Raw genomic sequence first — 24,730 nt, 5'->3', positions numbered from 1 at the left:
TTGTAAAATCATAGGGATATATAAAATGAAACACACGTCTCGCCTGACCAAGCAACATTGGCTGGCACTCATGCTGACCTCGACCCTGGCAATAACGGGCTGTAACGGCGAACTCAAAGAGGGAGAAGGCCCTAACTCTCAGGTGCCGACAGATCCTGTGGACCCTGTAGATCCCACCAATCCAACTGAGCCGACCGAACCTACGGATCCTACCGATCCCACAGAGCCACCTCAGGTGGGCACCTGGGAAAACAGGGATGAAGATGGCGACGGCGTGGTAGATGAATTGGATGACTATCCGTTTGATGCCAGCAAACAAAGCTATCCGACAACGACTGAGTCCAGCTTCAATGACAATCCAGCGGTAGCGACCTTAGTACCAGGTAGTTTCCCTTTTACCTTAAAGGGCGCCTTTGAAGAGCGCGGTGACGGTGATGTCTACCGCATCAAGGTCGACCAGGCAGTCATCGACGCGGACAATCCCATTACCTTCCTGTTACTCATGGATGACTTCTCCTACAAGCCGACGATAAGTATTCTGGACGAAACCGGTAGGGCAATTTTTGAAATTAAAAACAATGCCGAACCAATCGGCATGATAGGCACACTCGCCAGCGTGAAGTTCCAAACCGCTGGAACCTATTACGTAGCGATCGCCGAACAGGATCTGGCTGGTGATACTAACGCCAACTATACCCTGAAGGCATTTGTCGATACTGATTACGATGGCCTCCCCCAAGATGTAGAGAGAGCCCTGGAAATCAATGATGCCAATCCTGATACCGATGGTGATGGGGTATACGACGCCAATGAAGTCTATGTCAAAGCCTTTGGCAGTCTACAACTGGACGTAGATAATGATGGTATCCCCAACTGGCTGGATACGGATGCCGACAACGATGGCCTACCTGACAGCCTAGAGCTACTCGCCGATGTCGATGGTGATGGCATGGGTGCATTTGTCGATACAGATTCAGACGGCAATACCATTGCCGACAATGTCGAAGCCGTGGAGCTCGATAAGCCGCTCGATACCGATCATGACGGTGTCTATGACTTCTTAGACAGAGATGATGATTCTGACGGTCTGTTTGATATCAATGACAATGACAGACTAACTAAGATCGCCCTCACCGAGGCATTTCAGGTGTTTGCTGTCAGATACCAAGACAGCCTAGGCATTAGCTTGACCGATAGAAGCTTTCCAGGAGAAAGAGTCTTCGTCCAAGGACAAGATATCCCTGTCGCCGATGCCACTCTGGTACTAATTAACGGCAGTGAAATCTATAACATCAAACTGACCGACTTCGAGAATGACGGCTTTTACTTCTATCTGCCCGAATCCATCTCAGATGAGCAAGATTTCGAATATTACCTGACAGATGGCAATCAAAGAAGCCTCTCTAAATACTTCAGAGTTTCCTCACCACTAACACCTATCATTGAAGAGTTAAGCGCGGGACAATATCAGGCAGGAGATAAAATCACTATCAGAGGGCGCAACCTGCAACCAAGCATGTCGGTTCATATCGGCACCCTGACCGTGAGTCCTGATTCTGTGGTCGATAACCAGGCAATCATCACCCTGCCGGCTGAAACAACTTCGGGATTCATCTATGTGGAATCCTTGCAGCTGCTGAGCAATAAGGTCTACCTAAACCTCGAGGCCAGCGTAACCGTCACGCTAAATAGCCAGGCAACGGCCACAGATCTGCCCGCCCTCTATGCCAAAGACGCTTATACTAACGAGTTTACGGCACTTAGCGATAAGGGAGTGCAGGTAGTACTTATCCGCGAGGCTATCGGCTTTATTGAGCTCTATCAGCATATCAATGGAGGTTTCACTCCCTATACCTCTTTGGCCGTTATGAGTGACGAACAAACCGTTGAGGTCAATACTGGCAGGTTGGCGCTTTCCAACATACTGCTAATGCCCTCTGTTAATCGTATTGCCGCCCACGACAAAGGGTTCCTAGAACAGCTAAAACAAGACCCGAATCTCAATAAAATTCCAAATATGAGTGGCTTGGCAAAAGCCTCAACCGCCATAGCCATAGACCTAATGAACGGCTATGAGACTCAAGACCAGTACATCAATCAGAAGAGCAAGGCACAAAAAGCAGCCAGCAACGGCTCTATTAAACCAACAGTCACGCCCGGCGCCTCCTATTGGGATGAGATATCCATCAGCCCAACCAGAAAAGCCTTTCAAGAGGAATGGTACAAGGCGCTGGAATACGATGGTTTCATGGAGGTACAGAACCGTTCTCAGCTCCTGCTCAGCCTTGGGGTTCATCCCATGAACAAAGATCTTGAGAAGGGGGAAGGCTATGTCACGGATAAAACCGGTAAGACTCATGAGCATATCCAAGACATGTTTGACCGCGACATCATAGGTGCCCAGTATCTGCAGCTATTTGGTGTCGATCTCTGGTCCCAGGATGTGACCTCTAAGGCGTGCCCTTATACCGACTGTGTCTACACGGTATTGAGTCCCGGTTATTCACAACCTTTTGCCACGGAAAACGATCAAGTCAGGATTCGATCTCAGCTCTACCTGAGATCTCTGGTCGAACGCGGCATATGGCCATCGATCAAGTTGATGCTAGACGTAGCCGGGCTTTCAGGTAAGGTTCCCCAAGGGCCAATGACCAAGCTTAAAAGAGGTAAGAATATCATCGAAATCATTCTTTCCCATGGATTCAATGATATTGATTTTATTAGAGATACCATAGAAAAAGCTCAAGAGGATGGTCAATGGAGCCAGGCCGTCGAGGCGCTTATCTGGGGACGTATCAAGCTCATGTTGGATACGGAAAAGGATGCCTTGGCCAATGGTAAATCTGGCCCAATCCTCACCGCATTGCTTGAAGAGATGTCGATAAGCCCGATCAACATTGGCGAAGCGGTACTTAAGAAAATCGCCGTGAGGGTTATTCCCGTCATAGGTGAAGTCGCCATCGTATGGGATATCTTAAAAGGGGTCGATTCCGGCGCCGATATTGCGAAGTTTTGGTGGGATTTAAATAAAGTCGGCGCGCAATATGATTTCTACGTCAACTGGGGAATGAAGATAATCACCTTAAACCCTGGTATCGTGAGCGCCGAAGACAAGGGCGTCGAACTGACCATACGTGGTGCCGGTTTCAAGCCGATTGACAACTGGTGGCCTTGGCCAGACGAGCATCCGCTGGTGGTTATCTATGATCAAGGCAACAATGATCACAAAACCGAAATATCAAAATACCAGGTCAATGACTCAGGCACTGAACTTATCGTCACCATTCCAGGAGAGTACCTCAAAGACGCCAAGGGCGATCTACGAGTCGAAGTCGAACATAGAGAGCAGATCACTAAATCGACCGATTACAGCGACCCTAAGACCATAAAAATTGGCACTGGCTTCGCCCTCGATAAACTCTATCCCGATGAAGGCTATCCTCAAGATGTGCTGACACTCAAGGGAATCGGCTTTGACGACAAAGTCGAAGTTTGGTTTACCGCCAGCAGCGGACAGGAAAAAGCCGTCATCACTCAAGTTAAAGACAATGAGCTTAAAATCATAGTGCCCGAACACGCCCTCACTGGCAGCGTCTCGGTCAAGAGGGAGTCAGAAACTCTGTATACCCCCTTCACTCTGCTCGAAAACAGGATGCTGGTGCGCTTTGGCGACAACGGTAACCTGGCCGACGACAAATACGCACTCTGGCTAGACAATAAGCAGGCAGGCCTAATGACCACAGGGGCAAGAATGGTCGACATTAGCTCACAACTTCAACCTGGCAACTATACGGCCGAACTCAAAGGTATCGAGGCTCCTGACGATGTTGGTACCTACTACATCTGTTTCTCTGACAATGTCACCATCGAAGCAGGTAGCCATGCCTTGTCTGGTCGAGACTTAGTTCGAGATGCAACCAAGTCCTTTAAGATCAAGGTAGCTAAGAGCACCAATCCGAAGATCTCTAACTGTGCCTATATCAACTCGGCAACCAACAAGGTAAGGATTTTACAAGAAGAATAGATCATGGGTGACACAGCTTTTGGTAACATTGACCTTAATATGAAAAATAAAGGCTCCTATTACCACTCCCAATCTATGGAAAACGTAAAGTCACAATAAAAATGAGCATAAAGGCAGCGAAAGCTGCCTTTATGCTCGACATGAAAGCTTACTCGTTAAGGTGTCCCCGATATCGACGCTAGTGTTGATAAGCAGGAAGCATTTGGTGCGACCGAACTCACTAAAATCACAATGTCAATTGTTGGTACGACATTCAATTTTCCTCGCGTGAGTGGTCATTAATTAAAATATAGCAACGGTTGGTTTTAATCTTCACAACCATAACGGGCCAATTTCAAGTGCCGCTAAGTTCGATCAAACCGAGTAAGTGCTGACGGGTTATTGGCAGTCGCTATTTCAGTTAGCATCGTCTATAACCTTGAATTCCAGCCTCTTATCTGGGATATTCTTCGCAACAATTTGGAGCAAAAGCATCGTCCTTAATATTGTCTAAAGGCTAGAATCAAGCCCTTTCTAGGCAATGCCCACCAACTCAACAAGGATTTAACCAGATGAACAAACCATGGATGGCATTAATATTAATGGGAACATTAGCGGGAACGCTAATATCAACCAACCTCCAAGCATCGACCGAACAAAATTTCAGTGATGACCCCTTGGCTCAGCGCTGCATCAAGATGCTGGATATCTACGCCACAGAGGACTTCGACGCCTATGTGGCAGAATTTCCCGAGCCCTGGCTAGGCATCTTCGGTGAAAAAACCTTGAGGAAACAGCTCGCCGATCGCCATGGTAAATATGTTAAAGAATACCAAGCTAAGCCTGATACCATAAAAATCAAGGCAATAACGCCTGCCAAGGTTGCCAAAATCGAGCAAGAGAAGTTAGGTGCGCTAGAGGCCAAGGAGATCGACCTTTATATCGCCAGTGACAAAGGCAACAGTAGCGCGACGGCTTGCAAATACCTACGCATAGGTGACAGCTGGTATTTCCGCTCGTTACGGCTATAGCCTTGAGTTAACAGCGATTAGCTGAGACATTCTTAGCACGAATCAGGGCAACTTGTTTGCCCTTTTTGACATCTTAGCTGGTAATCACAAACCCAACCGGCTTGAAAGGACTCTACTGGCATGGAAAAGCTAACCCTTGACGACACTCCCTGGTTTGGTACCACAGACTTCAAGGGAAAGAACCAACTAACTAGCGACAGCGACGTTCGCCTCAAGTCATCCAGGTTGCTCTACCCGCTGCCCTTGCCGTTAGAAATACTCTTTTTCATTGGCCCACTGACATTGGCCATTCTGCCCTTTATCAATCCTAGCCTTATGCTTCCAGAGGCCTGGCTGATGCTAAATATCGGCGCCATCATAAGTTATCTGCTTCTCAAGAAACTGTTTATCAATAGTATTTATGGTCGGGCGAAAGCCCATGTTTGCCAGATTAACGCTGAAAGGGTCTGTATTCCCGGCAGTCCCCTTATCGATATCAAAGCGGGCCCTTTGGAAATGCAGCGACGAGACATAAAGGAGATAGGCGTGCGTTATTGGCCCAGCACGCGCGACCTGCGCACCACCTACGATGTCAGCGAACTCATCATCACGGTGCAATCGGGTAAATCAATCTGTTTGAAGAGCCTCTACTTCCCGATTAAGCCGCTACTCTACCTGCTGGTCTATTTCGACTACCCCATCGCAACGCAAAAACGTCGACACTCTTTGACCATCGTCGCTCGTAGCCTGTTTGTCGCCTTTCCTATCGTTGCGCTTGTGGCGGTAACTGGCTTGCTGTTTAAAGAGTATTTTCTGTAAGCCCATCTGCTTAAAAAGGAACTTAACCAATGAACAAACCATGGATGGTAATTAGATTAATGGGAACATTTGCAGGAACCATAGTCGCCCCGAAAATCCAGGCATCAAGGTATTAAAAGGAGATTAATATGAGATTAGCAGCGAGCCTTATAACAATATCTAGCATCATGCTAGTGTGTGCTTCAGTACATGCTTTAGAGCGCTTCGCCGGCATTGAAGATGGTTCCGATGCCAACCTAAAGGCGGTTTGTAAGGATTATATGGTCAACAGTTATTTAAAAAATGATCCTGAGCTTTTTTTCCATTTATTGCCTAAATCAATGGTAAGCCGCGCTGAAAGACTGGAAAAAAAGTGGTATGAAGGTCATTTAAAACGATTTGGCAGTGAACCTTTGAGTAAATACGATATTTTCGAAATGGAAGATGAATTTCGAGATTCATTCTATAAAGGTCATGCAATCAAAAGCATAAGCATTAAATACAAAGCGGGGATAATGAAACGTTATAAAGGTAGCTCCTGCTCTTTCGAACAGTTCGAAGATAAGCGCTGGTACTTTGCTCAAAAACCTTAACCAGCACCCCTGTTATTAACAGGGTTCTGTTTTTTATATCTAAAGCTTACTAAAGGGATTTATGAGCTATAAAATTTACAAGCAGACCGATGAACAGATCGTACTGCAGGACACAGGTGGCGTTATAGACTTTGTTTTTGGTGCTGTTTTAGCCGCCATAGGTGCTGGTATCATCTATTTAGGTTGGTTTGGCTACCAAGATACGGGCGAAATATTCATGCCACTCATCGTTGCCCTAGTCGGTAGTTGTTTATTCTTCCCTGTGTTTAAGCGTAACCGGTTAACGATTGATGCGATCCGTAAAGAGGTTGTAAAAACAAAATCTTGGTTCGGTATTACTGCTGAAAAAGAGATTGTGACTAATAACAACTTATCTCTACTGGAAATGTCTGGATTTACTACTGGTGAATTCTCAGCATTTTTTGACACCTTAAAAAGAGCTAATCATCACTACAGCATAAAATTTTATAGTCACCCTGAGTGGAACCTAGTGATTCGGGACATTTCAACCTTGATTAATATTGCACTATTTTTTGAAAAACACTTCGATACTGATTTGGCCATAGCTGTAAAAAACCAACGACAGAAATTTAGTTCTAAAGGACTATTGAGAAACCATCAATCCACTCCCTTGCCCGAAGATGGAGTACTAAAAGAAACTGCGTTTCAACAACTAACCATAGGAACAGGCAGAATGGGGAAATTCAAACTATGGACAGCTTCTATTAGCTGTATCCTGTGGAGTACAGCCACAGTGTCATTTTTGCTATATTCATCTGCGCTAGAAAATTTCGACCTTATCCCAGCACCTTTACAGTATTTTCTAGCAATCGCCTTTGTGAGTATTGTCAGTTTTTCGATGATAAACCGTAGTATCCCGACTCAACTGAAGATTGACCATGGTAGTTTGATTGTCAAAAAACGCTTTTTTAAGACAAAATCTTACCCATTATCTGACGTTATTGGTGTTACCAATATCGCTAAAATTACTTATTTGATCACTCGTCAAGGCACAGAATCATTAGCCTATAAAATATCCTCCAAGTACAGCTATGCCATTCACAGCTGGTTAGCACCCTACCTGAAACCTTAACTATGGATAATAATAGCGAAAATAGTAAATCGGGTAATATTGAAGGATTACCAAACTTCAACAGGCAAAAGGGCTCGGCAACTGTCACAGTTCCCCACAACTCCATTGCAGTATGATTTAAAGAGGATTTAACCAGATGAACAAACCATGGATGGCATTAGCATTAATGGGAACATTAGCGGGAACGCTAATATCAACCAACCTCCAGGCATCGACCGAGCAAAATTTCAGTGATGACCCCTTGGCTCAGCGCTGCATCAAGATGCTGGATATCTACGCCGCAGAGGACTTCGACGCCTATGTGGCAGAATTTCCCGAGCCCTGGCTAGGCATCTTCGGTGAAAAAACCTTGAAGAAACAGCTCGCCGATCGCCATGGTAAATATGTTAAAGACTACCAGGCTAAGCCTGATACCATAAAAATCAAGGCAATAACGCCTGCCAAGGTTGCCAAAATCGAGCAAGAGAAGTTAGGTGCGCTAGAGGCCAAGGAGATCGACCTTTATATCGCCAGTAACAAAGGCAACAGTAGCTCGACGGCTTGCAAATACCTACGCATAGGTGACAGCTGGTATTTCCGCTCGTTACGGCTATAGCCTTGAGTCAACAGCGATTATCTGAGACATTCTTAGCACGAATCAGGGCAACTTGATTGCCCTTTTTGATCTATTACGCGGCAATCAGAGCATTGATGCTCGACACAAATGCTAAGAAAAAGGGACTTTTCATCGAGATGAACTCACTCAATCACCTACTGGAAAATCTGCAATGGTTCGATACCGTCTTCTTGAGCCAATACCTAGGTCTCGACAAGCAGAGTACGAAAAAGCTCCCCATCTCATTTAACTTCTTTGCCCTGCCGCTTAAGAAAGAGTTCCTGCTCGCCACAAGTCTGCTCCCCTTCATCCTATTGGCACTGTTCATTCCTTCTGTTGACCCCAGGTTCGATTTTTTGCGCTTCCCAATATTGACCGTAATAGGCCTGCTGGTTTACGCCATTATCCGTAAACGCCAGGTTAAAACACACCTGGGGATAGAGGCCGATAGCCAGACAAATCAGCAGATCATCATTAGCCAATCAGGCATCACCTTGCCCCGCTTTCTCACCAACAACTCTGGGTCGTCGCAAAGCATAGGCCGAGAAGAGATAGCCCAGTTGCAGTTCGACTGGCACAGCTACCAAAACAGCAACCAGATAGAGTGTAAGCGCGCCCACAGGCTCGTCATCAAGCTGAAACGGGGGCAAAGCTATAGCTTATCCAGCATGGCCTATCCCCTCAGAAGCCTGCTCTATCTGGCCATCTTCTTCGATTACCCTATCGTCATGGAGGAAAGCACGCCACCCAAGGAGCGACTGGGTAGCTTTCTCCTCGTCCTGGGGGCAAGCGTCTTGCTGCTAAATCTATGGATGATTTTCATCAGCCCTTAACTTGACGCTGAAAGCGCTTAGGCGGTGCATAACGATGATTTTTTTGCCGATTAAACCGCCAAAATACACCCGAAAGAATAATGTTTCCGGCCGATATTTTGCGATAGGATCGCTACGAATAAACCTAAAGGCTTATTTTAAGTGGTTGTGAATAAAGCATATTGAGAGGCATTTCATCCTCAAAACCATTCAACCACTCAGGACTATTTCTTCCCATATAAAGGACTATATCAATGAAAATTGCTTCACTCTCTGCCCTGACCCTAGCCCTGTTATTGACCGCCTGCGCCTCAGATCCCGGCCCACGCATGGCACTGGAAAAGACGGTCGAAGTCGATGGCACAGTGCTTAAATTTAACGGCAGCTACCACGACAAGAAGAACATCTTGATCCTTAGCGTCAACGGCGATCCTATCATGCAGGGCCGATTCCCCCCTTACACCCCAACCCAAAATCTTAAGGCTAACTACAAAGACTTTGCCGTTAAAAGCCACTGCTACTTCGGGTCTGTGCTGGGTAAGCAAGGCGGTGCCTTCGGCGCCATCGCGGGTATAGTGCAATCCTCTAAGAGCAGCACCGCAGATAAGTGCGAGCTCTATGTCAACGAAAAGCTAGTAGACAACCTCTACTTCTAAATTAATCGCCATGGCATAGGCACGAGCCTCTATGCCATGGCGGCTCAATCGCAAGATTAACGCCCCCTCAACGCTCGCCATCAGATAAGGCTAAGTCGTGTTATTTGATCAAGACCTTAGGATCCCCCAAAGCATCTCCAATTTCAGCAGCAAGGTGCTGCGCGCACTGGCGCTGGCCTCGGCGCTGAGCTTAGTTTCAATTAGCGGCCTGGCCTCTGCCGATACCGGCACAGGAACCGACAAAGATACCGACAAAGAAGCCATCAAACAGTTTCAACTCGAAACGACGCCACTGACCGAGCGTGCCCGTCAGCTGAGTCGCAGACACAAAGAGCAGATGGAGACTTTCTCTAACAAGCTTGACCAATACCAAGATGCCAGGCCACTACTGCAAGATGCCTTAATCGGTAAGATGGCGCTCACCGCGAACAAGATGTTAACCCTGACCAATGAGTATCTGCCTCGCTATCGCGCCTTCCTCACCCGAATCGACAAAAACTCCAGCTGTTATCAGCCCAAGCGACTCGAACAATTTCAGCAGACCAGAGACGAGGTACAAGACTATCTCAACCAGCTGCAAAGCCTGACTCAAACCCAGGAGCAGGGGGAGGCTTACGCGGCGCTGATGGCGATAAATATCGGCCAGAGCCGCGCGGCCGTGCTGGTCAACCTGCTGGAGACCAGCAAGCTTTGCTATGTTACCCAGGCCATGCCAGCGGTTGCCCAGGATATCTTATTGCTCGAAGGGCTGATGGCCGAACGGCTCCCCGAAATAGTAGAGGCGGCCAATCTGTCGGCATTCGAGCCTGAAGGGCCAAGCCTTAACGAACCTAGTCTTAACCAACCAGAGCTAAAAGGGTCCGAACCTAAAAGCACTGATGCAAGCCGTTTAGACGCCAATGCAACAGGTACACTCCTTGCTGATTCAAATACTAATGGCTCAAGTCCTGTAGACAGTGAAGCATTTAACCAACGAGAAGAGAATACGTCACCAAAACAGCCCGGCCTGCAAGGTAACACGCTCGATGCCTGTATCGAGCAGCAGGTCTCGCAACTGGGGCTGACCTCGGCACAGGCGCTTACAGTATTAAGCTGCCGCCTATCCAGCGACTCGGTCAGCCTAAAAGCCCTTAGCCAACTGTCTAACCTGGAGATGCTGAGCCTACAGGGCGGCGTGCTGGCTGACCTGTCGGCGCTGGCTGGCCTTAGCCATCTCAACCTGCTGAACATAGAGCAGAGTCAAATAATCACCTTTGGTGACCTCAAGGCGCTTAAGGGCAACCTTAGCTTCAACCAGATCGATAGCCAAGACTGGCAGGCACTGGCAAACGCTCAGGCCGAGTCGATCGCCATCATGTCGCCGACGCGCTGCGACGCCTTAAAACCATTAGCAAATCAGCCTAATGTTGCCTTGCTCTACAAAGGCCTATCGCCACAGGCCATGGCCGACCTGATGCAACGCCAGGCATCTATGCAGGGGCCTACCATAATGACCGATTGCCCCGCGCCTTAGCTGAGCACGCAATATGACCAAGCAGATATTGATAAAACGACTTTCAGAAACTTAAAGGGAATTAAGATGAAACCCCAAACTCTCGCCTGCACACTCGCCTTATGTGGCGGCGTAGGCCTTAGCGGCCTGGCACTGGCCAATGACCTCCCCTTTCAGCCCCTGCCAGAAGGTAAACTTTATAAGCAAGAAGATCGCCACTACACTCCCTTCGACCTGGTGATTGGCGTCGACAAGAACACTTACCAGACACAGACGGTTGCCGGTCAGCTGAAACGGGTCTATTACAAGTTGCCAAGCAGCTATCTGGCCTCCCACGCCGTCAACAACTATAAGGCACAGATCGAAAAACTCGGCGGCACAATACTGTTCGAGTGTCAGGAGAAGGCCTGCGGCGATGATCTCAAACTCTCAAGACAGATAGCGCCGCTCAGCGACATCCCCAAGAAGACACCCGCACTACTAACCACCAAGCTCACGCTTGCCAAGAAACAGCTCTACCTTTCCGTCTATGGCGCTAATTGGCACAACGGTGCAGGCCTGCAGCTGGATATCGTTGAGGTGATTGACGAGCCCCTTGATCTGCTTGCCACCAACCAGGCCTACTTAACAAGCGAGGTCAGCCAGAGCGAATTTAAGGACAGAGGCAACAAGGATACCCAAGGCTCGAAGGACCACCCTATGATCGCCAGGCTGCCCGGCGCCTTCATCCAAAAATATCAGCAGCAGGGCTATGCCCAGACCTTGGTATTTGACGGTGTCGAACAGGGCCAGCACAAGATTAAGACATTAGAGGGTAAGGTCACCGACATCGGCTATAAACTCCCAAGGGGCTACTCGGAGTATGAGGTCGACGCTAACTATAAGGCGGCGCTGGAAAAGCTGGGGTTTGTCCGGGGCTTTCACTGCCAGGGCTTAGCCTGTGGTAAGACAGATCTCATCGAACGTCGCATCAAGACCCTGATCAGCATAGGTTTCGATGAAAACCAATATTACAGCCTATATCGACTCGATCGCCCCGAGGGCGCTGTGCACGCCATGGTCTTTATCACAGGTTATCATGGCGGCCTGTGGAGCGAGATAAAGGTGGTGGAGGAGACCAAACTCGTCGATGACAGAGTGGTCATAGATCTCGAGGGGCTTAAGGATAAGATAGCCCAACAAGGCCACGTGGCGCTGGATGGTCTACTGTTCAAGTTCGACAGCGATCAGATGCTGCCCGAGGCAGACGAAGTGATCACCACCCTAGCCACCTACCTCAAGAGCCATCCTAAGCAGCACTTCTATGTGGTGGGTCACACGGACGACCAGGGCAAACAGGGCTACAACAAGGGGCTGTCGGAGCAGCGGGCCAAGGCGGTGGTCGCCACCCTCACCCAATCTCATGGCATCAACAAGGCTCAGCTCAGCCCCATGGGCGTGGGCGAATATGTGCCTGTAGCCAACAACCTGGATGAGGCGGGCAGACAGCGTAATCGCCGTGTCGAGCTGGTACTGCGCTCAGACATGCAATAGTCCATCAAAACGGCGCCCCCTGTGGGCGCTGTTTAATTCATAACATCTTGATATAATGACCGTCCGCTCACTACCTGGGTCATCTCATGTCGCGCTCTCCCCTCCAAGGTTTTCAACATCAACTCACCCAGGAAAACTTTGTCGACGACCCGGCTCAGCAGCAGGCCATATTGCGCCTGGAAGCCCTCTATCAGGCCTTGCAAGCAACGCCTTCTGGCGCTCATAAGCCCGGTACACTACATCCAAGTAATCAGGCGCCGACTAAGGGGCTCTATTTATGGGGCGACGTCGGTCGCGGCAAGACAATGCTGATGGATCTCTTCTGTCAGAGCCTGCCCGAAGGGATGGCTCTCAGGCTGCATTTTCATCGCTTCATGGAGCGGGTTCATAAGGAGCTCAAGGCCGAGAGCGGCAAGCGCGATCCCCTAAGGCGCATCGCCGGCAGACTCGCTCAGAGTTATCGGGTGATCTGCTTCGATGAGTTTTTCGTCAGCGACATAGGCGATGCCATGATACTGTCGGGCCTGTTCGAGGCCCTGTTTGCAGAGGGAATCACTCTGGTCGCCACCTCCAATACCCCCATAGAGCGCCTCTATGAGAATGGGCTGGCAAGAGACAGGTTTCTGCCCTGCATCGCCCTGTTAGAAGCCCACACGGATGCCCTGCACCTGGATGGCGGCATGGACCATCGCCTGCGCCACCTCGACAAGGTTCAGACCTATTTCCAGCAAGATGAGGGGGAGTTTGCCAGGCGTTTCGATGCCCTGGAACCTGGTGGTGGCAGCGACACACCGCTGACCATCTTAGGCAGGGAAATTAGCGTTATTCGCCGCGGCACCTCGACCCTCTGGCTCGACTTCGACGCCCTGTGCGGTGGCCCACGCTCACAGCTCGACTATATCGCCATCGCCAGCCAGTTCGATACCCTGCTCCTGAGCCAGGTACCGCCCCTTGGGGGCACGCCGCGCAGCTGGATCCGCGCTAGGGGCACAGAAGATGGCGCAGCCGCTGTGGCCGCCGGGGACCGCCAGCTCAACTACGCGCCCAACGATGATCCGGCCCGGCGCTTCATCGCCCTGGTGGACGAGCTCTACGATCAAGGGGTCAAACTTTACCTAGAGGCCAGTCTGCCGCTGGAGCAGCTCTACACCCCGGGCGCCCTGGCCTTCGAGTTCAGACGCACCATGAGTCGCCTCATTGAGATGCAGTCGCGCCAATACCTGAACGCAACCCGCGCCGCGGGCGAGGCCTAAACCATGGCAAACCAGATGCAGGCGAGTCTGGATATCGGCTGGCTAGCGCTTGCGCTCTTCATGCTGGTGCTGCTTGTGCCCCTGGGAATAGGCAGGCTGTTTAATCTAAAACTGGGTGGCGAGATGCTGCTGGCCGCCGCGCGGATGACGGCGCAGCTATTGTTAGTCGGCTTTTACCTCAAGTTTCTCTTTAGCCTGGAGAGTCTCTGGGTCAATCTGCTCTGGCTGAGTGTCATGCTGCTAGTAGGCGCCAGCGCCATCCTGGGCGGTGCCCGACTACCTAAGGCCAGGTTAATGTTGCCATTGCTCTTTAGCCTAAGCCTCAGCCTGCTGCCCCTGCTGGCACTGCTGTTACTAGCGATGCTGCAACCCTCACCAGTCTATCAGGCTCAGTACATGATCCCTCTGGCGGGCATGCTACTGGGTAACAGCCTCTCGGGGAATATTCTGGCGCTACAGCGTCTGTTTAACGCCTTCGAGGAGAAACAGGAGGACTATCAGGGGCGACTCGCCCTGGGCGCAACACCCTGGCAGGCGGCCTTTCCCTTCATACAAGGCGCGCTGCAACAGGCCCTCGCCCCCAGTATCGCCGCCATGAGCACCATGGGACTGGTGACCCTGCCCGGCATGATGACGGGACAGATCCTCGGCGGCAGCGACCCCTTAGTCGCGGTGAAATATCAGGTGGTGATCATGCTAGCCATCTTGGTGATGCTGAGTATGAGCGTCGCCAGCGCCCTCTGTCTGGCGGCACGCCGATGCCTGAATCACAGCGGTAAGCTGCTGATAAAACGCGTCGAATCAATCAAAAACTAGCACTAACGATACTTGGCCAGAATGTTCTCGTATTGGGTCTTGCCGTTGGCCTCTATGGTGGCCTTCACCTTATCTATCCCCTGCTGCAAGCGACGACGCAGCTCGGGATCGCTATCCCGGCTGAAGGCGTAATAAAGCTCGCTCACCTTGAGGGTAAAGACCACCTCAAACTCGTCGGTGTCGACCCCCTCCTGTTTCATCAGGTAGCGACCCACCACCTCCTCATAGGCCCAGAGATCGACCCGTTCACGCCTGAGCATATGCACCAAAGAGGTGGCCTCATGGGCGCGGCGCAACTGCTCACGGGCGATGCCAGCCGCCAGCAATGCCTGCTCGCCGATATCCTGGGCGATCACCCCTATGCTGTATTGATTGAGCTGCTCCACATCCGTGATATGAATGACGCGATCGGCGCGGGCAAAGATCACGATACGGGTCGCCGAGATGGGGCCGACCCAGTCGAACAACGGCTCGCGATAGGGAGTGCGGGTGGTGGAGAAGAGCACGGTATTCTTGCCGGTGCGGGTCAGCTTATAGCCCCTGGCCCAGGGCACCAGCTGTATGCTGTGGATGTCGAAGCGCCCGTCGACCCTGCGGGCCGCCGCGGCCAACAGATCTACGGCGATCCCCTTTAACTGATGGGATTCACGGTAATTATAGGGCGGGTAGGATTCGGTGTAATAGCTGAGCTGCGACAGCTTGTTCAGGGCCAATAGCTCGCCATTGCAGCTAAAAAATGCCACAACAGCGAGGATCAACGCCCGACATATAGCCACATGCCCACCCCATCAGTCACCGACCTAATTTGAGTGTAGCAGAAAGGCTATTGGCCGCTATTGAGCACCTGTTCGTAGATGGCCAGCACCCGCTGTACATACAGATCCACACTTTCCTGAGGCAGCTGTCCCGGCGCCTGTTGTAGCGTCAGGCGGTGGCTCTCGTCACGCAGGTAGCAATAGGCCTGGGTCAGGTGTTGGGCGCTCAGGTGGGGCAGCAGCTCCAGCTCAGACAGCACCTCGAATATGCGCACATTATCTGACCAGATCGCCAGCTCGGGATGGTCATGGGTGTTGGCCAGCACCAGATACTGGGCAATAAATTCGATGTCGGCGATCCCGCCCGGGCTCTGTTTGAGATCGAAGCAGCCCTCATCGACCTTGAGCAGATGAGTGCGCATCTTCTGGCGCATCTCACGCACCTCCTTGGCCAGCTCAGCCTTGTCCCGCTCCATGGCGAGCACGTCGGCCCTCAGTTCGCTGAAGCGAGCGGCCAGGCGATTATCGCCAAACAGGAAGCGGGCCCGCACCAAGGCCTGATGCTCCCAGGTCCAGGCTTCTTCGCGCTGATAGCTACCGAAGTATTCGATCTCACTCACCAAGAGGCCAGAGGCGCCGGATGGGCGCAGGCGCATATCCACCTCGTAGAGTTCCCCCGAGGTGGTGCGGGTGGAGAAGAGGTGCAAGATCCGCTGGGCCAGCTTGAGATAGAAGTGGCCAATGTCGATGGGGCGATCGCCGTTGGTCTGCTGCGCCTCAGGATACTTGTCGCGGGTATAGTTGTGCAGAAAAACCAGGTCCAGATCTGAGCCGTAACCCAGCTCCAGCCCACCCGCCTTGCCGTAGCCTATCACCGCAAAGCCCATCTCTTCAGGTGCCAAATAAGGCGGCGTTCCGTGGCGTTTGCTCACCTGTTGCCAGGCCTGCAACACCACCTGCTCTATGATCGCCTCTGCGAGGAAGGTCAAATGGTCACTCACCTGCATCACAGGCAGCACGCCGGTCACGTCGGCGGCGGCGATCTTCAGCTGCTGCGACAACTTAAACTGACGCAGGGCCTCCATCTGCTGCTCCATATCCTCCTCGGGCACCCGCAGCAGGTATTGGCGCAGCTCGCTGGGATAGTCATCCAAGGATGTGGTGTCATAGAGCTGGGCCGGGTCGATCAACTCGTCCAGCAGCATGGGGAACTTAGCCAGCTGCTCGCCGATCCAGGGACTGGCCATGCACAGGCTCACCAGCTGCTGGCGGGCACCTGGATTCTCAAATAGCAGCTCGAGGTAAGTGGTACGGGTGAGGATCTGATCCAGCACCTTACTCACCGGCAGAAAGGCCTTGGTGGGCGTCGGCAGCTGAATAAACTCCTGCAGCAGCCAAGGCATTAATTTATCGAGTGTTTCTCTACCACGTGGGCCTATGGTGCGTTTGGCTACTGTGCCACGCCAGCTCTTCAGGGCAGGCCAGAGTTCACTCTCCTCGACGCCATGCTCCCTGAGCAGGGCCTCGGCGTCTTCATCCTCAACCAGGCTCCACAGCTGGGCGGTCCACTGCTCGGCCACCTCGTCGCTCTCCTGACCGCCCACCGTCTCCTTAAAGTAGCGATGGATCTTGGACATCGCCGATTCGATATGGGTCCGCAGCTCGGCCTCCCCCGCCATGCCCAAGGCGAAACAGAGACGCTGCCAGTCCAGCAGGTGTTGCGGCAGAGTCTGGGTCTGCTGATCACCTATGGCCTGCAGCAAATTTTCCACCCGGCGCAGCATGAGATAGCTCTGCTTGAGCTCATCCACCGCCAGGTATTCCAATTGCCCCAGCTTATAGAGGGTGTCGATGGCGCCAAACAGGCTCTGCTGACGCAGCGCCGGCTCACGTCCGCCACGGATCAGCTGAAAGCTCTGCACCACGAACTCGACCTCGCGGATGCCACCGGCCCCCAGCTTGATGTTGTCGGTCAGGCGGCGGCGCCTCACCTCCTGGGTGATCAACTGCTTCATCTTGCGCAGGGATTCGATGGCCGAGAAATCGATATAGCGGCGATAGACGAAGGGGCGCAGCATGTCATGCAGCTCATCGCTGTAGGCGCTCCAGGGGCCCAGGGCGCGAGCCTTGACCATGGCGTAGCGCTCCCAGTCCCTGCCCTGTTCCTGATAATAGTCTTCAAGGCCGCTGAAGCTGACCACCAGCGGGCCACTCTCGCCATAGGGGCGCAGGCGCATGTCGACCCGGTAGACGAAGCCATCGACCGTCACCTGATTGAGCAGGTTAACCAGGCGCTGTCCCATGCGAATAAAGAACTGCTGGTTGTCCTGGCTGCGACGACCGCCTTGGGTCTCGCCGTGTTCGGGGAAGGTGAAGATAAGGTCGATATCGGAAGAGAAGTTGAGCTCGCGGCCACCCAGCTTGCCCATACCTAAGATCATCAAGGGTTGGGGATTGCCCTCGCTGTCGCAGGGGGTGCCATACTGCTGGCACATCTGGCCATAGAGCCAGTCGCGGGCGGCGATGATCAGCGCCTCGGCCAGAGCGGAGAGATCCAGCAAGGAGTCGTTCAGCTCGGCATAACCTAAGAAGTCCCGCCAGGCGAGACGCACCATCTGACGGTTACGGTAGCGGCGCAGTATCGCCTTGACCTGCTCCTCGTCGTTGGCGCCTGCCAGAATGGAGTGCAGCTCACTACTGAAACTGTCGCGGGCCAGCATACTCAGTTGCCCCTCGAACAGAGAGACTATCCAGTTGGGGTGGCGACACAGCTGCTCGGCGACAAAGTCGCTGAGGCCGAAGATGGTTTTCAGCTCTTTGGTCTGCTCCGGGGTGAGCTGTTCGGAGATATCCGGCCAGGCCTCGGCGAGGCGTTGCCAATGCTGCTCGGCAACCTGATTGACTTCATGGGGTAACGCTTGCTCGCTCATGTTTTCCATCGCCAGAAAAATCCTTCAGCCTTAAACGGTCGACATATTATGTCATCAATGCTATAGATAAGCTGTTAATGCAACCAAGCGGTAATCATCTTGGCATAAAATTGTCACCCAAATTACTCATCCAGTTTATCAGGGGGAGTAAAGATGGCTTTTTATCCTGCACTACAGGTTACTATAACCCAGCTTATCGCTATATTATGCAAAGAAGTCGCAGACTGATCACTCATTTATCGGTCTCAATCTCAACTAAATTTATGGAGAAAACATGGCAGTGATGCTAATGCGTGTTCTCGCGCTGACCCTGGTCTTCGCCCTGGCGGGATGCGGCGACGACAGGCCAGAGAAGATCGCCAAGTTTCAACAGCTGGCCCAGGCCAGGGTCGACACCCTAGGCCAGATGCTGGATAACGGTGAGGTGCGCAACGCCAACCTACTCAAGCAATATGCCGACATCCTCGCATCAACCAAGCCAGACGTCGCCCCCCTGTTGCAGGAGCTGTCTAAAGACGCCAGTAGCCAGGGCCCCATGTATGCTTCGCTCAAGCGGCGTCTACAGGAGCTGGGCAACGAGAGCAATTTCGTCGATCTAGACCAGCAGCTCGACGAGGCGGAAAACCTCTACCAGGCGGCCGATCCCAGCCTGTATAACGACATGCTGTCGGACCCGGTGAACGTGGTCGCCGACATGTCAGGTGGCGCGTTCGCCAGGGTAAATGCCATCAGCCGCGAGGCTGATATTCTCGCCAATGGCGGCGAAGACTTTGGCGCAGGCAGCCAACTTGTGGGCAACCCGGCCTACGGCAGTTGGCAGGCCGGCAGCAACGGCATGTCTTTCTGGGCCTGGTATGGCATGTATTCCATGTTCTCCAACCTGGTACGCGGCCCCATCTACTACGACAGATGGTCGAGCCGCCGCAACTACAGCTACTACAACGACGTGGGCCGCTATCGCTACACCTCGCCCAAACAGGCCCGCGCCCAGAACCAGACCTTCGAGCGCACCAAGAAGCAGTTCAACCGTCAGGGTAAGCAATTCGACAGCCCCTACGCCAAGTCTCGCTCTGGCTCCACCAGCCTGTCTCGTCAAAGCGCCTCGACGCCTAAGGCCAGCACCACAGGACGGGCAAGTGGCGGCAGCAAGTTCCGCTCAAACTACTCTAAGAACAGTAACTTCAGAAACTCTAGCAGTCGTACGACGCGCAGTGTTCGTCGGGGCAAATAAAGGATATTAAGATGACATTTTTTCAACACTACGGTCTGACCCAGGAACTGGCGATCATCTTGGCCATAGATCTGACTATCGCCATCGTCTTGCTCACGGCTATGCGTTACCTGCAGGGCTGGACCGTTAAGGTCAACAGCACCCATGAGTTGTCCGAGCGGGATAACTTCGCCTTCGGCATCAGCACCGCCGGTGCCGTGGCAGGTCTGGGTATCGTACTTACTGGCGCCATCACGGGCGAGGCGGCCCAGTCTTATCTTATCGAGGCCATCGGCATGAGCGCCTACGGCATCTTCGGCCTGATTCTGATCAAACTCGGTCGCTTCCTGCACGACAAGGTGGCGCTGAACGAGATAGATAAGAACGCCATGATCCTAAAGGGCAATATCTCTGTTGCCATAGTAGATGCCACAGCTGCCATCGCCACCGCCATCATCATACGTTCCGTACTGCTGTGGGCCGAAGATCTGACCCTAGACACCTTTATCGCCATCTTCAGCGCCTTTGCCATCTCACAGCTGATGTTGGTGTTACTGACACGCCTGCGCGAGCGCAGCTATGCCAAGCGCCACAACGACAGCTCGATGCAAGAGGCGCTGGCCAAGGGGCATATCGCGGTGGCGATTCGTCACAGCGGCTATATGCTCGCCATGGCACTGAGCTTCAACGCCGCCAGCCACTTCATCGTCTTCATGCCGACCGCCTATGTCACCAACATACTCGGCTGGCTGATCTTCTCGGTGATCATGCTACTCGCCCTCTCACTGCTACTGGCCCTGGTGAAGAAACTGGTACTGGCCAATATCAACCTGAAAGCAGAGGTCGAAGAGCAGCACAACATAGGTATCGCCACCGTCGAGCTGGCCATCAGCGTGGCCATCGCCCTGATCCTCACCAGCCTGATGGCCTAAGACGCTACCCTGAATGCAATCGACACACACCACAACGCCTGCTCCTGCAGGCGTTAAATCATTAAGCTGGCTCGACGATCTCCTGCTGCTGGGGATCATGGCGGTACTGGCCGCCTGTGGCCTCATCTACGAATACTTGCTGTCCCACTATGCGGGGCGGATCCTGGGGGCCCTGGAAGCCGCCATCTACACTATGATTGGCCTGATGATCGTCTCCATGGGCGTCGGCGCCTTCGCCGCGCGCAAGATCCGCTGCGCCTTCACCGGCTTCGCCATGCTGGAGCTGTGCGTCGCCCTCTGTGGCGCCCTGGCGATTCTGATCACCGCCGCCGTGATCGGCTTCGGCCAGCAGCTGCCCATCATCATCGCCAGTACCATAGGCCTGCCGCCGGATCAGCTGCCCCAGGGCGGTTTTATCGGCACGCTGCAGAAGCTGAGTGAATACCTGCCCTACGCCTGGGGCGTATTGCTTGGCCTGATGATAGGCATGGAAATTCCCCTGATCGCCAGGGTGCGTCAGTCCCTGTGTGACGAGCACCTAATGCATAACGCTGGCACCATCTATGGCGCCGACTATATAGGTGCCGGCGTCGGCGCCGCCATCTGGGTGATCTTCATGCTGGCGCTGGATATCCAGCTGGCCGCTGCGCTGACCGCCAGCTTCAACCTGCTGGCCGGCTTCCTGTTTATCTGGCGTTTCTGGTCCAAGATCCGCTTTAACCGACTGTTATTGGCAGGCCATCTGCTCGCCACAGGGATATTACTGGTACTGGCTATTCATGGCCCCAAGTGGGATCAGGCCTTCAACAACTTGCTCTACAAAGACAAGGTGGTCTACGCCAAGGCGACCCGTTTTCAACAGCTCACTTTTACCGAGCGTCTGCGGGGCAATCACCTGGCGCCTGTCTACTCTCTGTATATCAATGGCCGCCTGCAGTTCTCCAGCCAGGATGAGCATATCTACCACGCCTTTTTGGTACACCCGACGCTGGCCGCCAGTGCCCGTCACGATAAGGTGTTGATCATAGGGGGCGGCGACGGTCTGGGCCTGAGGCAGGTGCTCAAGTGGCAACCCAAGCAGGTCACCCTGATGGATCTCGACGCGGATCTGGTGAGGCTGTTCAAGGAGGGCGACCCAGAGATGCCGCCACGACTATCAAACGCGCTGCTAAAGCTTAATGGCGACGCCTTTAACGATAAGCGGGTCGAGCTGCTGATAGACGATGCCTTTAACGGCGCCGATAAGCTTATAAGGCGCGGCGAGAAGTTTGACGCCATTATCGTGGATCTGCCAGACCCCAGCCATCCGGATCTCAACAAGCTCTATTCGGATCTCTTCTATCGCAAGCTTAAGGAGCTGCTGAGCAGCGACGGGGCGATCTCTGTGCAGTCGACCTCCCCCTATCACGCCGCTAAGGCCTTCATCTCGGTCGGTAAGACGCTGCAAGCCGCAGGCTTTCAAGTAGAGCAGTATCACCACAATGTGCCCAGTTTCGGCGAATGGGGCTGGAGCATAGGCACCCTAAGGGGACAGGATGCCAAACAGCGACTGTCAACAATGACAGAGTTGCCTATCGATGACCCCTGGCTCACGCCTGGGCTTATCAGGGCGGCTTTTGAATTTCCTAAAAATTATTATGAACATGCAGACCAGGTGAAGGTCAACGATATAGGCTCAATGCATCTGTATCGCTACCATCAGCGCGCCTGGTCAGAGGATGAAAACCTGACGCTCGACTGACGGTAAAATGGAACACAAAAATAGCGCTTGACATATTATGTCACAGTGCTATCTTTAATCGCAGACATAATATGTCAAAGAGGATAAATATGAACATTCACAACATTGCCAACCACCTCAATGCACTTGGCGACAACAGCCACACCGGCTTTCAATTCGACTGTTATCCCATAGATGGCGACGTCGAAGTACTGCAAGTCAACGTTGTGGGACGCGAAGAGATCCCTGTGTTTGTATCGGTAACGGACAACCAAATCCTGTGCATCAGCTACCTATGGGGCGAAGACGAAGTTAAGCAAGAACGTCGCAGCGAGATGTTTGAAACCATGCTCGAACTCAACATCCCTATGCCACTGTCCTCCTTCGCTAAGGTCGACGACAAGTATGTGGTCTATGGAGCCCTGTCTGTGCAATCGAGCATGTTAGAGATAGAGCAAGAGCTGTCAGTCCTGTCCGACAACTGTCTGGAAGTGATCGACGAGCTGGCCGATTTCTTAAAGTAACCGCTAACCAATTTAGTCATGTGATGGTTTACGCATAAGGCGACGCCATTACCCCAAGAGGAGTCATATTATGGGCATACTGAACAAGATCCTCACCGCATTTCGCGGTGGCGCCACCGAAGTTGGCCAGAGTATCGTCGACGCCAACTCGACACGCATCTTCGAACAAGAGATCCGTGATGCAGAGAAACACCTGACCAAGGCCAAGCGCGAGCTGACCGACGTCATGGCCAAAGAGATGCAAGCCAGCCGCGAAGTGGATCGCCTAAAGCGCGCCATCGCCGAGCACGAAGGCTATGCGACTCAGGCGCTGGAGAAGGAAAACGAAGCCTTGGCCCTGGAAGTGGCCGAGAAGATCGCTCAGCTTGAGCAAGAGCTTTCTGAACACCAGAGCGCCAACGACAGCTTCAGCGCCCACGCCGCCCGTCTGAAAGATCTAGTGCGCAAGACAGAGCGCCAGCTGGCCGACTACCAACGTCAGCTCAGCATGGTCAAGACCACGGAAAGCGTGCAGAAGGCCACGGCGACCATTACCGATTCCTTCGCCAGCAGCAACTCTAAACTGCTGAACGCCAAGGACTCTTTGGAACGCATCAAGGCACGTCAGCAACAGTTCGACGACCGCCTCAAGGCCGCCGAAACCCTGGCCGACGAGAACAGCGACAAGTCGCTACAGGCCAAGCTGGCCGAGGCAGGTATCGGCGAGCAGAAGTCCAATGCCAACGCGGTACTGGATCGCCTCAAAGCACGTAAATAACACCTGCTAAATCAACCAATAGCACCTTGCGGCTCTGCCCAAGGTGCTTTTGTGCCAATCACGGTAAGCGTTCTGCAATGGCGCAGGAAAACGCTTGCTAACAAGGCAGGATTTTTCGATAAGCAGTTATCGAAGGTTTTAACAAGCCAGCATGAGCAGCGATTTACTAGGATTGGTATCAACCATTATTCTTCTCGAGGGTAGTTCATGAGATTCTTAAAAGGATTGTTTGGTAAGAAAGAGGCGCCCAAACGCCAACTCAACCATCCTAATCATTTGCAAAAAGGCGACATCATCAGCCTGGATGACAGCTTCGCACTGCCCGAGCAACTGCGCGGCCAACAGCTGAGAGTCGAAGGGATCAACACCTACGAATACCAGCGCAAACAGCTCTGCGAATGGGTGCTCAAGGGCCACGGCAACGACAGCCTCTGCCTCTCTCTGGATGAAGACGACGAAACCTACCTGGCCTTCTCCATCAAGATCCCCCGCAGTCAGGTGGAGCAGCTGTTCGATCTCGACGCCTTCAGCGAGATCTTCGAAGAAGACTCGCACGCCGAGCTTGAGGTCAAAGAGACCCCTGCCGCCCTCATGGGATGGCTGGGTGAGCGCTATCATCAGGTAAACTTCGCCCAGTTTGGCTATTTCCACCGCGTCGATTACCGCGGCATGCGTCCGCCCCAAGACGAGGGGATGAGCTCGGGCGAGCCGTTCGAGAGCTATCTGCTGCTGGACGAAGAGGAAAACCGCGCCGTCGAGGTCGAGGTATATGAAGGGGGCGACACAGATGTCAGCCTCACTATTTACCGTCCATTGAGCGATATTCGCCAATATTGGCCGGGACAGCTATAAACAACACAGGGCGGTCATGCCGCCCACTTTGCAAGATTCACAGCACCTTAAGGCAAGCTAATGACCAAGAATAAGAAGCTGCTTCCCGAACAGTGGCAGCAGAATCAGAAAGCCGCCAAGGCCACCCAGGTCGCATTCGATCTGGACGAGAAGTTTCAATACTCTATCCGCAAGGCCGCGTTGGATGCAGGTGTCAGTCCCTCGGATCAGATCCGCAGCATACTAGGGCTGGCCACCACCAAGCGGCCCAAGCGTCCGCGTCTCACCGTTTCCCTCAGCCCGGAAGATTATCAACTGCTGGCGGAGAAATATGGCCTGGCCGCCGATGAGCAGCTAGAAATAAAACGCCGCGTATTGGATGACCTGGTTCATTTTGTCGACAAAAACGAATAAGAT

The 24,730-nt window shown here is 52.6% G+C and carries 21 protein-coding genes; 19 read left to right on the top strand and 2 right to left on the bottom strand.

Annotation, left to right across the window (positions count from 1 at the left end; genetic code table 11):
• Positions 1 to 25 precede the first annotated feature (25 nt).
• From K0H80_RS03245 to K0H80_RS03190, 12 genes are all read left to right on the top strand, one after another.
• Positions 26 to 4,024, top strand: a complete 3,999-nt coding sequence (locus tag K0H80_RS03245) for an IPT/TIG domain-containing protein (RefSeq protein WP_220073072.1) — start codon at positions 26 to 28, stop codon at positions 4,022 to 4,024.
• A gap of 551 nt (positions 4,025 to 4,575) precedes the next feature.
• On the top strand, positions 4,576 to 5,034 hold the full coding sequence (locus K0H80_RS03240) for a hypothetical protein (protein WP_220073071.1): 459 nt from the start codon (positions 4,576 to 4,578) through the stop codon (positions 5,032 to 5,034).
• Between the two features lie 120 nt (positions 5,035 to 5,154).
• Positions 5,155 to 5,832 (top strand): hypothetical protein, encoded by a 678-nt coding sequence (locus K0H80_RS03235; protein ID WP_220073070.1) that lies wholly within the window; start codon positions 5,155 to 5,157, stop codon positions 5,830 to 5,832.
• A 128-nt stretch (positions 5,833 to 5,960) separates the two neighbouring features.
• The gene (locus K0H80_RS03230) at positions 5,961 to 6,404 is read left to right on the top strand and encodes a hypothetical protein (RefSeq protein ID WP_220073069.1); all 444 of its coding nucleotides are present in this window, start codon (positions 5,961 to 5,963) and stop codon (positions 6,402 to 6,404) included.
• Positions 6,405 to 6,465: 61 nt separating this feature from the next.
• Positions 6,466 to 7,497 carry a hypothetical protein gene (locus K0H80_RS03225; RefSeq protein ID WP_220044218.1) on the top strand — a complete coding sequence of 344 codons (1,032 nt, stop codon included), beginning with the start codon at positions 6,466 to 6,468 and terminating at the stop codon, positions 7,495 to 7,497.
• A 136-nt stretch (positions 7,498 to 7,633) separates the two neighbouring features.
• Positions 7,634 to 8,092, top strand: a complete 459-nt coding sequence (locus K0H80_RS03220; protein ID WP_220044217.1) for a hypothetical protein — start codon at positions 7,634 to 7,636, stop codon at positions 8,090 to 8,092.
• A gap of 137 nt (positions 8,093 to 8,229) precedes the next feature.
• Positions 8,230 to 8,925 (top strand): hypothetical protein, encoded by a 696-nt coding sequence (locus K0H80_RS03215; RefSeq protein ID WP_220073068.1) that lies wholly within the window; start codon positions 8,230 to 8,232, stop codon positions 8,923 to 8,925.
• 233 nt (positions 8,926 to 9,158) lie between these two features.
• A complete protein-coding gene (locus K0H80_RS03210; protein ID WP_011864440.1) occupies positions 9,159 to 9,560 on the top strand; it encodes a hypothetical protein in 402 nt (133 codons plus the stop codon).
• Positions 9,561 to 9,657: 97 nt separating this feature from the next.
• Positions 9,658 to 11,073, top strand: a complete 1,416-nt coding sequence (locus K0H80_RS03205; protein WP_220073067.1) for a hypothetical protein — start codon at positions 9,658 to 9,660, stop codon at positions 11,071 to 11,073.
• 66 nt (positions 11,074 to 11,139) lie between these two features.
• Positions 11,140 to 12,585, top strand: coding sequence for an OmpA family protein (locus K0H80_RS03200; RefSeq protein ID WP_220073066.1), 1,446 nt, complete (start codon positions 11,140 to 11,142; stop codon positions 12,583 to 12,585).
• An 86-nt stretch (positions 12,586 to 12,671) separates the two neighbouring features.
• A complete protein-coding gene (gene zapE, locus K0H80_RS03195) occupies positions 12,672 to 13,838 on the top strand; it encodes a cell division protein ZapE (RefSeq protein WP_220073065.1) in 1,167 nt (388 codons plus the stop codon).
• Positions 13,839 to 13,841: 3 nt separating this feature from the next.
• A complete protein-coding gene (locus K0H80_RS03190) occupies positions 13,842 to 14,654 on the top strand; it encodes an ABC transporter permease (protein ID WP_258406162.1) in 813 nt (270 codons plus the stop codon).
• A gap of 2 nt (positions 14,655 to 14,656) precedes the next feature.
• Here K0H80_RS03190 and K0H80_RS03185 read toward each other — a convergent pair whose 3' ends face one another.
• Positions 14,657 to 15,367, bottom strand: a complete 711-nt coding sequence (locus tag K0H80_RS03185; protein ID WP_223294757.1) for a substrate-binding periplasmic protein — start codon at positions 15,365 to 15,367, stop codon at positions 14,657 to 14,659.
• Positions 15,368 to 15,477: 110 nt separating this feature from the next.
• On the bottom strand, positions 15,478 to 18,348 hold the full coding sequence (glnE, locus tag K0H80_RS03180; RefSeq protein ID WP_434086635.1) for a bifunctional [glutamate--ammonia ligase]-adenylyl-L-tyrosine phosphorylase/[glutamate--ammonia-ligase] adenylyltransferase: 2,871 nt from the start codon (positions 18,346 to 18,348) through the stop codon (positions 15,478 to 15,480).
• 265 nt (positions 18,349 to 18,613) lie between these two features.
• Between glnE and K0H80_RS03175 the strand changes: the two genes are divergently transcribed.
• The 7 genes from K0H80_RS03175 to K0H80_RS03145 all read left to right on the top strand — a co-directional run bounded on the left by K0H80_RS03175 (position 18,614) and on the right by K0H80_RS03145 (position 24,727).
• Complete coding sequence (locus K0H80_RS03175) at positions 18,614 to 19,570, top strand: hypothetical protein (protein WP_220073064.1); 957 nt, start codon at positions 18,614 to 18,616, stop codon at positions 19,568 to 19,570.
• Between the two features lie 11 nt (positions 19,571 to 19,581).
• A complete protein-coding gene (locus K0H80_RS03170) occupies positions 19,582 to 20,481 on the top strand; it encodes a DUF350 domain-containing protein (RefSeq protein WP_220073063.1) in 900 nt (299 codons plus the stop codon).
• Between the two features lie 13 nt (positions 20,482 to 20,494).
• The gene (locus tag K0H80_RS03165; protein ID WP_220073062.1) at positions 20,495 to 22,222 is read left to right on the top strand and encodes a polyamine aminopropyltransferase; all 1,728 of its coding nucleotides are present in this window, start codon (positions 20,495 to 20,497) and stop codon (positions 22,220 to 22,222) included.
• Positions 22,223 to 22,311: 89 nt separating this feature from the next.
• Positions 22,312 to 22,725 carry a YjfI family protein gene (locus tag K0H80_RS03160; protein ID WP_041508415.1) on the top strand — a complete coding sequence of 138 codons (414 nt, stop codon included), beginning with the start codon at positions 22,312 to 22,314 and terminating at the stop codon, positions 22,723 to 22,725.
• A gap of 70 nt (positions 22,726 to 22,795) precedes the next feature.
• On the top strand, positions 22,796 to 23,482 hold the full coding sequence (locus tag K0H80_RS03155) for a PspA/IM30 family protein (RefSeq protein ID WP_011864429.1): 687 nt from the start codon (positions 22,796 to 22,798) through the stop codon (positions 23,480 to 23,482).
• A 207-nt stretch (positions 23,483 to 23,689) separates the two neighbouring features.
• Entirely contained in the window at positions 23,690 to 24,334 is a 645-nt protein-coding gene (locus K0H80_RS03150) for a DUF4178 domain-containing protein (protein ID WP_220073061.1), read from the top strand.
• A gap of 60 nt (positions 24,335 to 24,394) precedes the next feature.
• The gene (locus K0H80_RS03145; protein ID WP_220044206.1) at positions 24,395 to 24,727 is read left to right on the top strand and encodes a hypothetical protein; all 333 of its coding nucleotides are present in this window, start codon (positions 24,395 to 24,397) and stop codon (positions 24,725 to 24,727) included.
• Positions 24,728 to 24,730 lie beyond the last annotated feature (3 nt).

Origin of the sequence: Shewanella aegiceratis (assembly GCF_019457495.1) — a bacterium.
Taxonomy (GTDB): domain Bacteria; phylum Pseudomonadota; class Gammaproteobacteria; order Enterobacterales; family Shewanellaceae; genus Shewanella; species Shewanella loihica.
The sequence above is the reverse complement of the archived record's forward strand: the minus strand, read 5'-3'. Positions and strand labels throughout refer to the sequence as shown.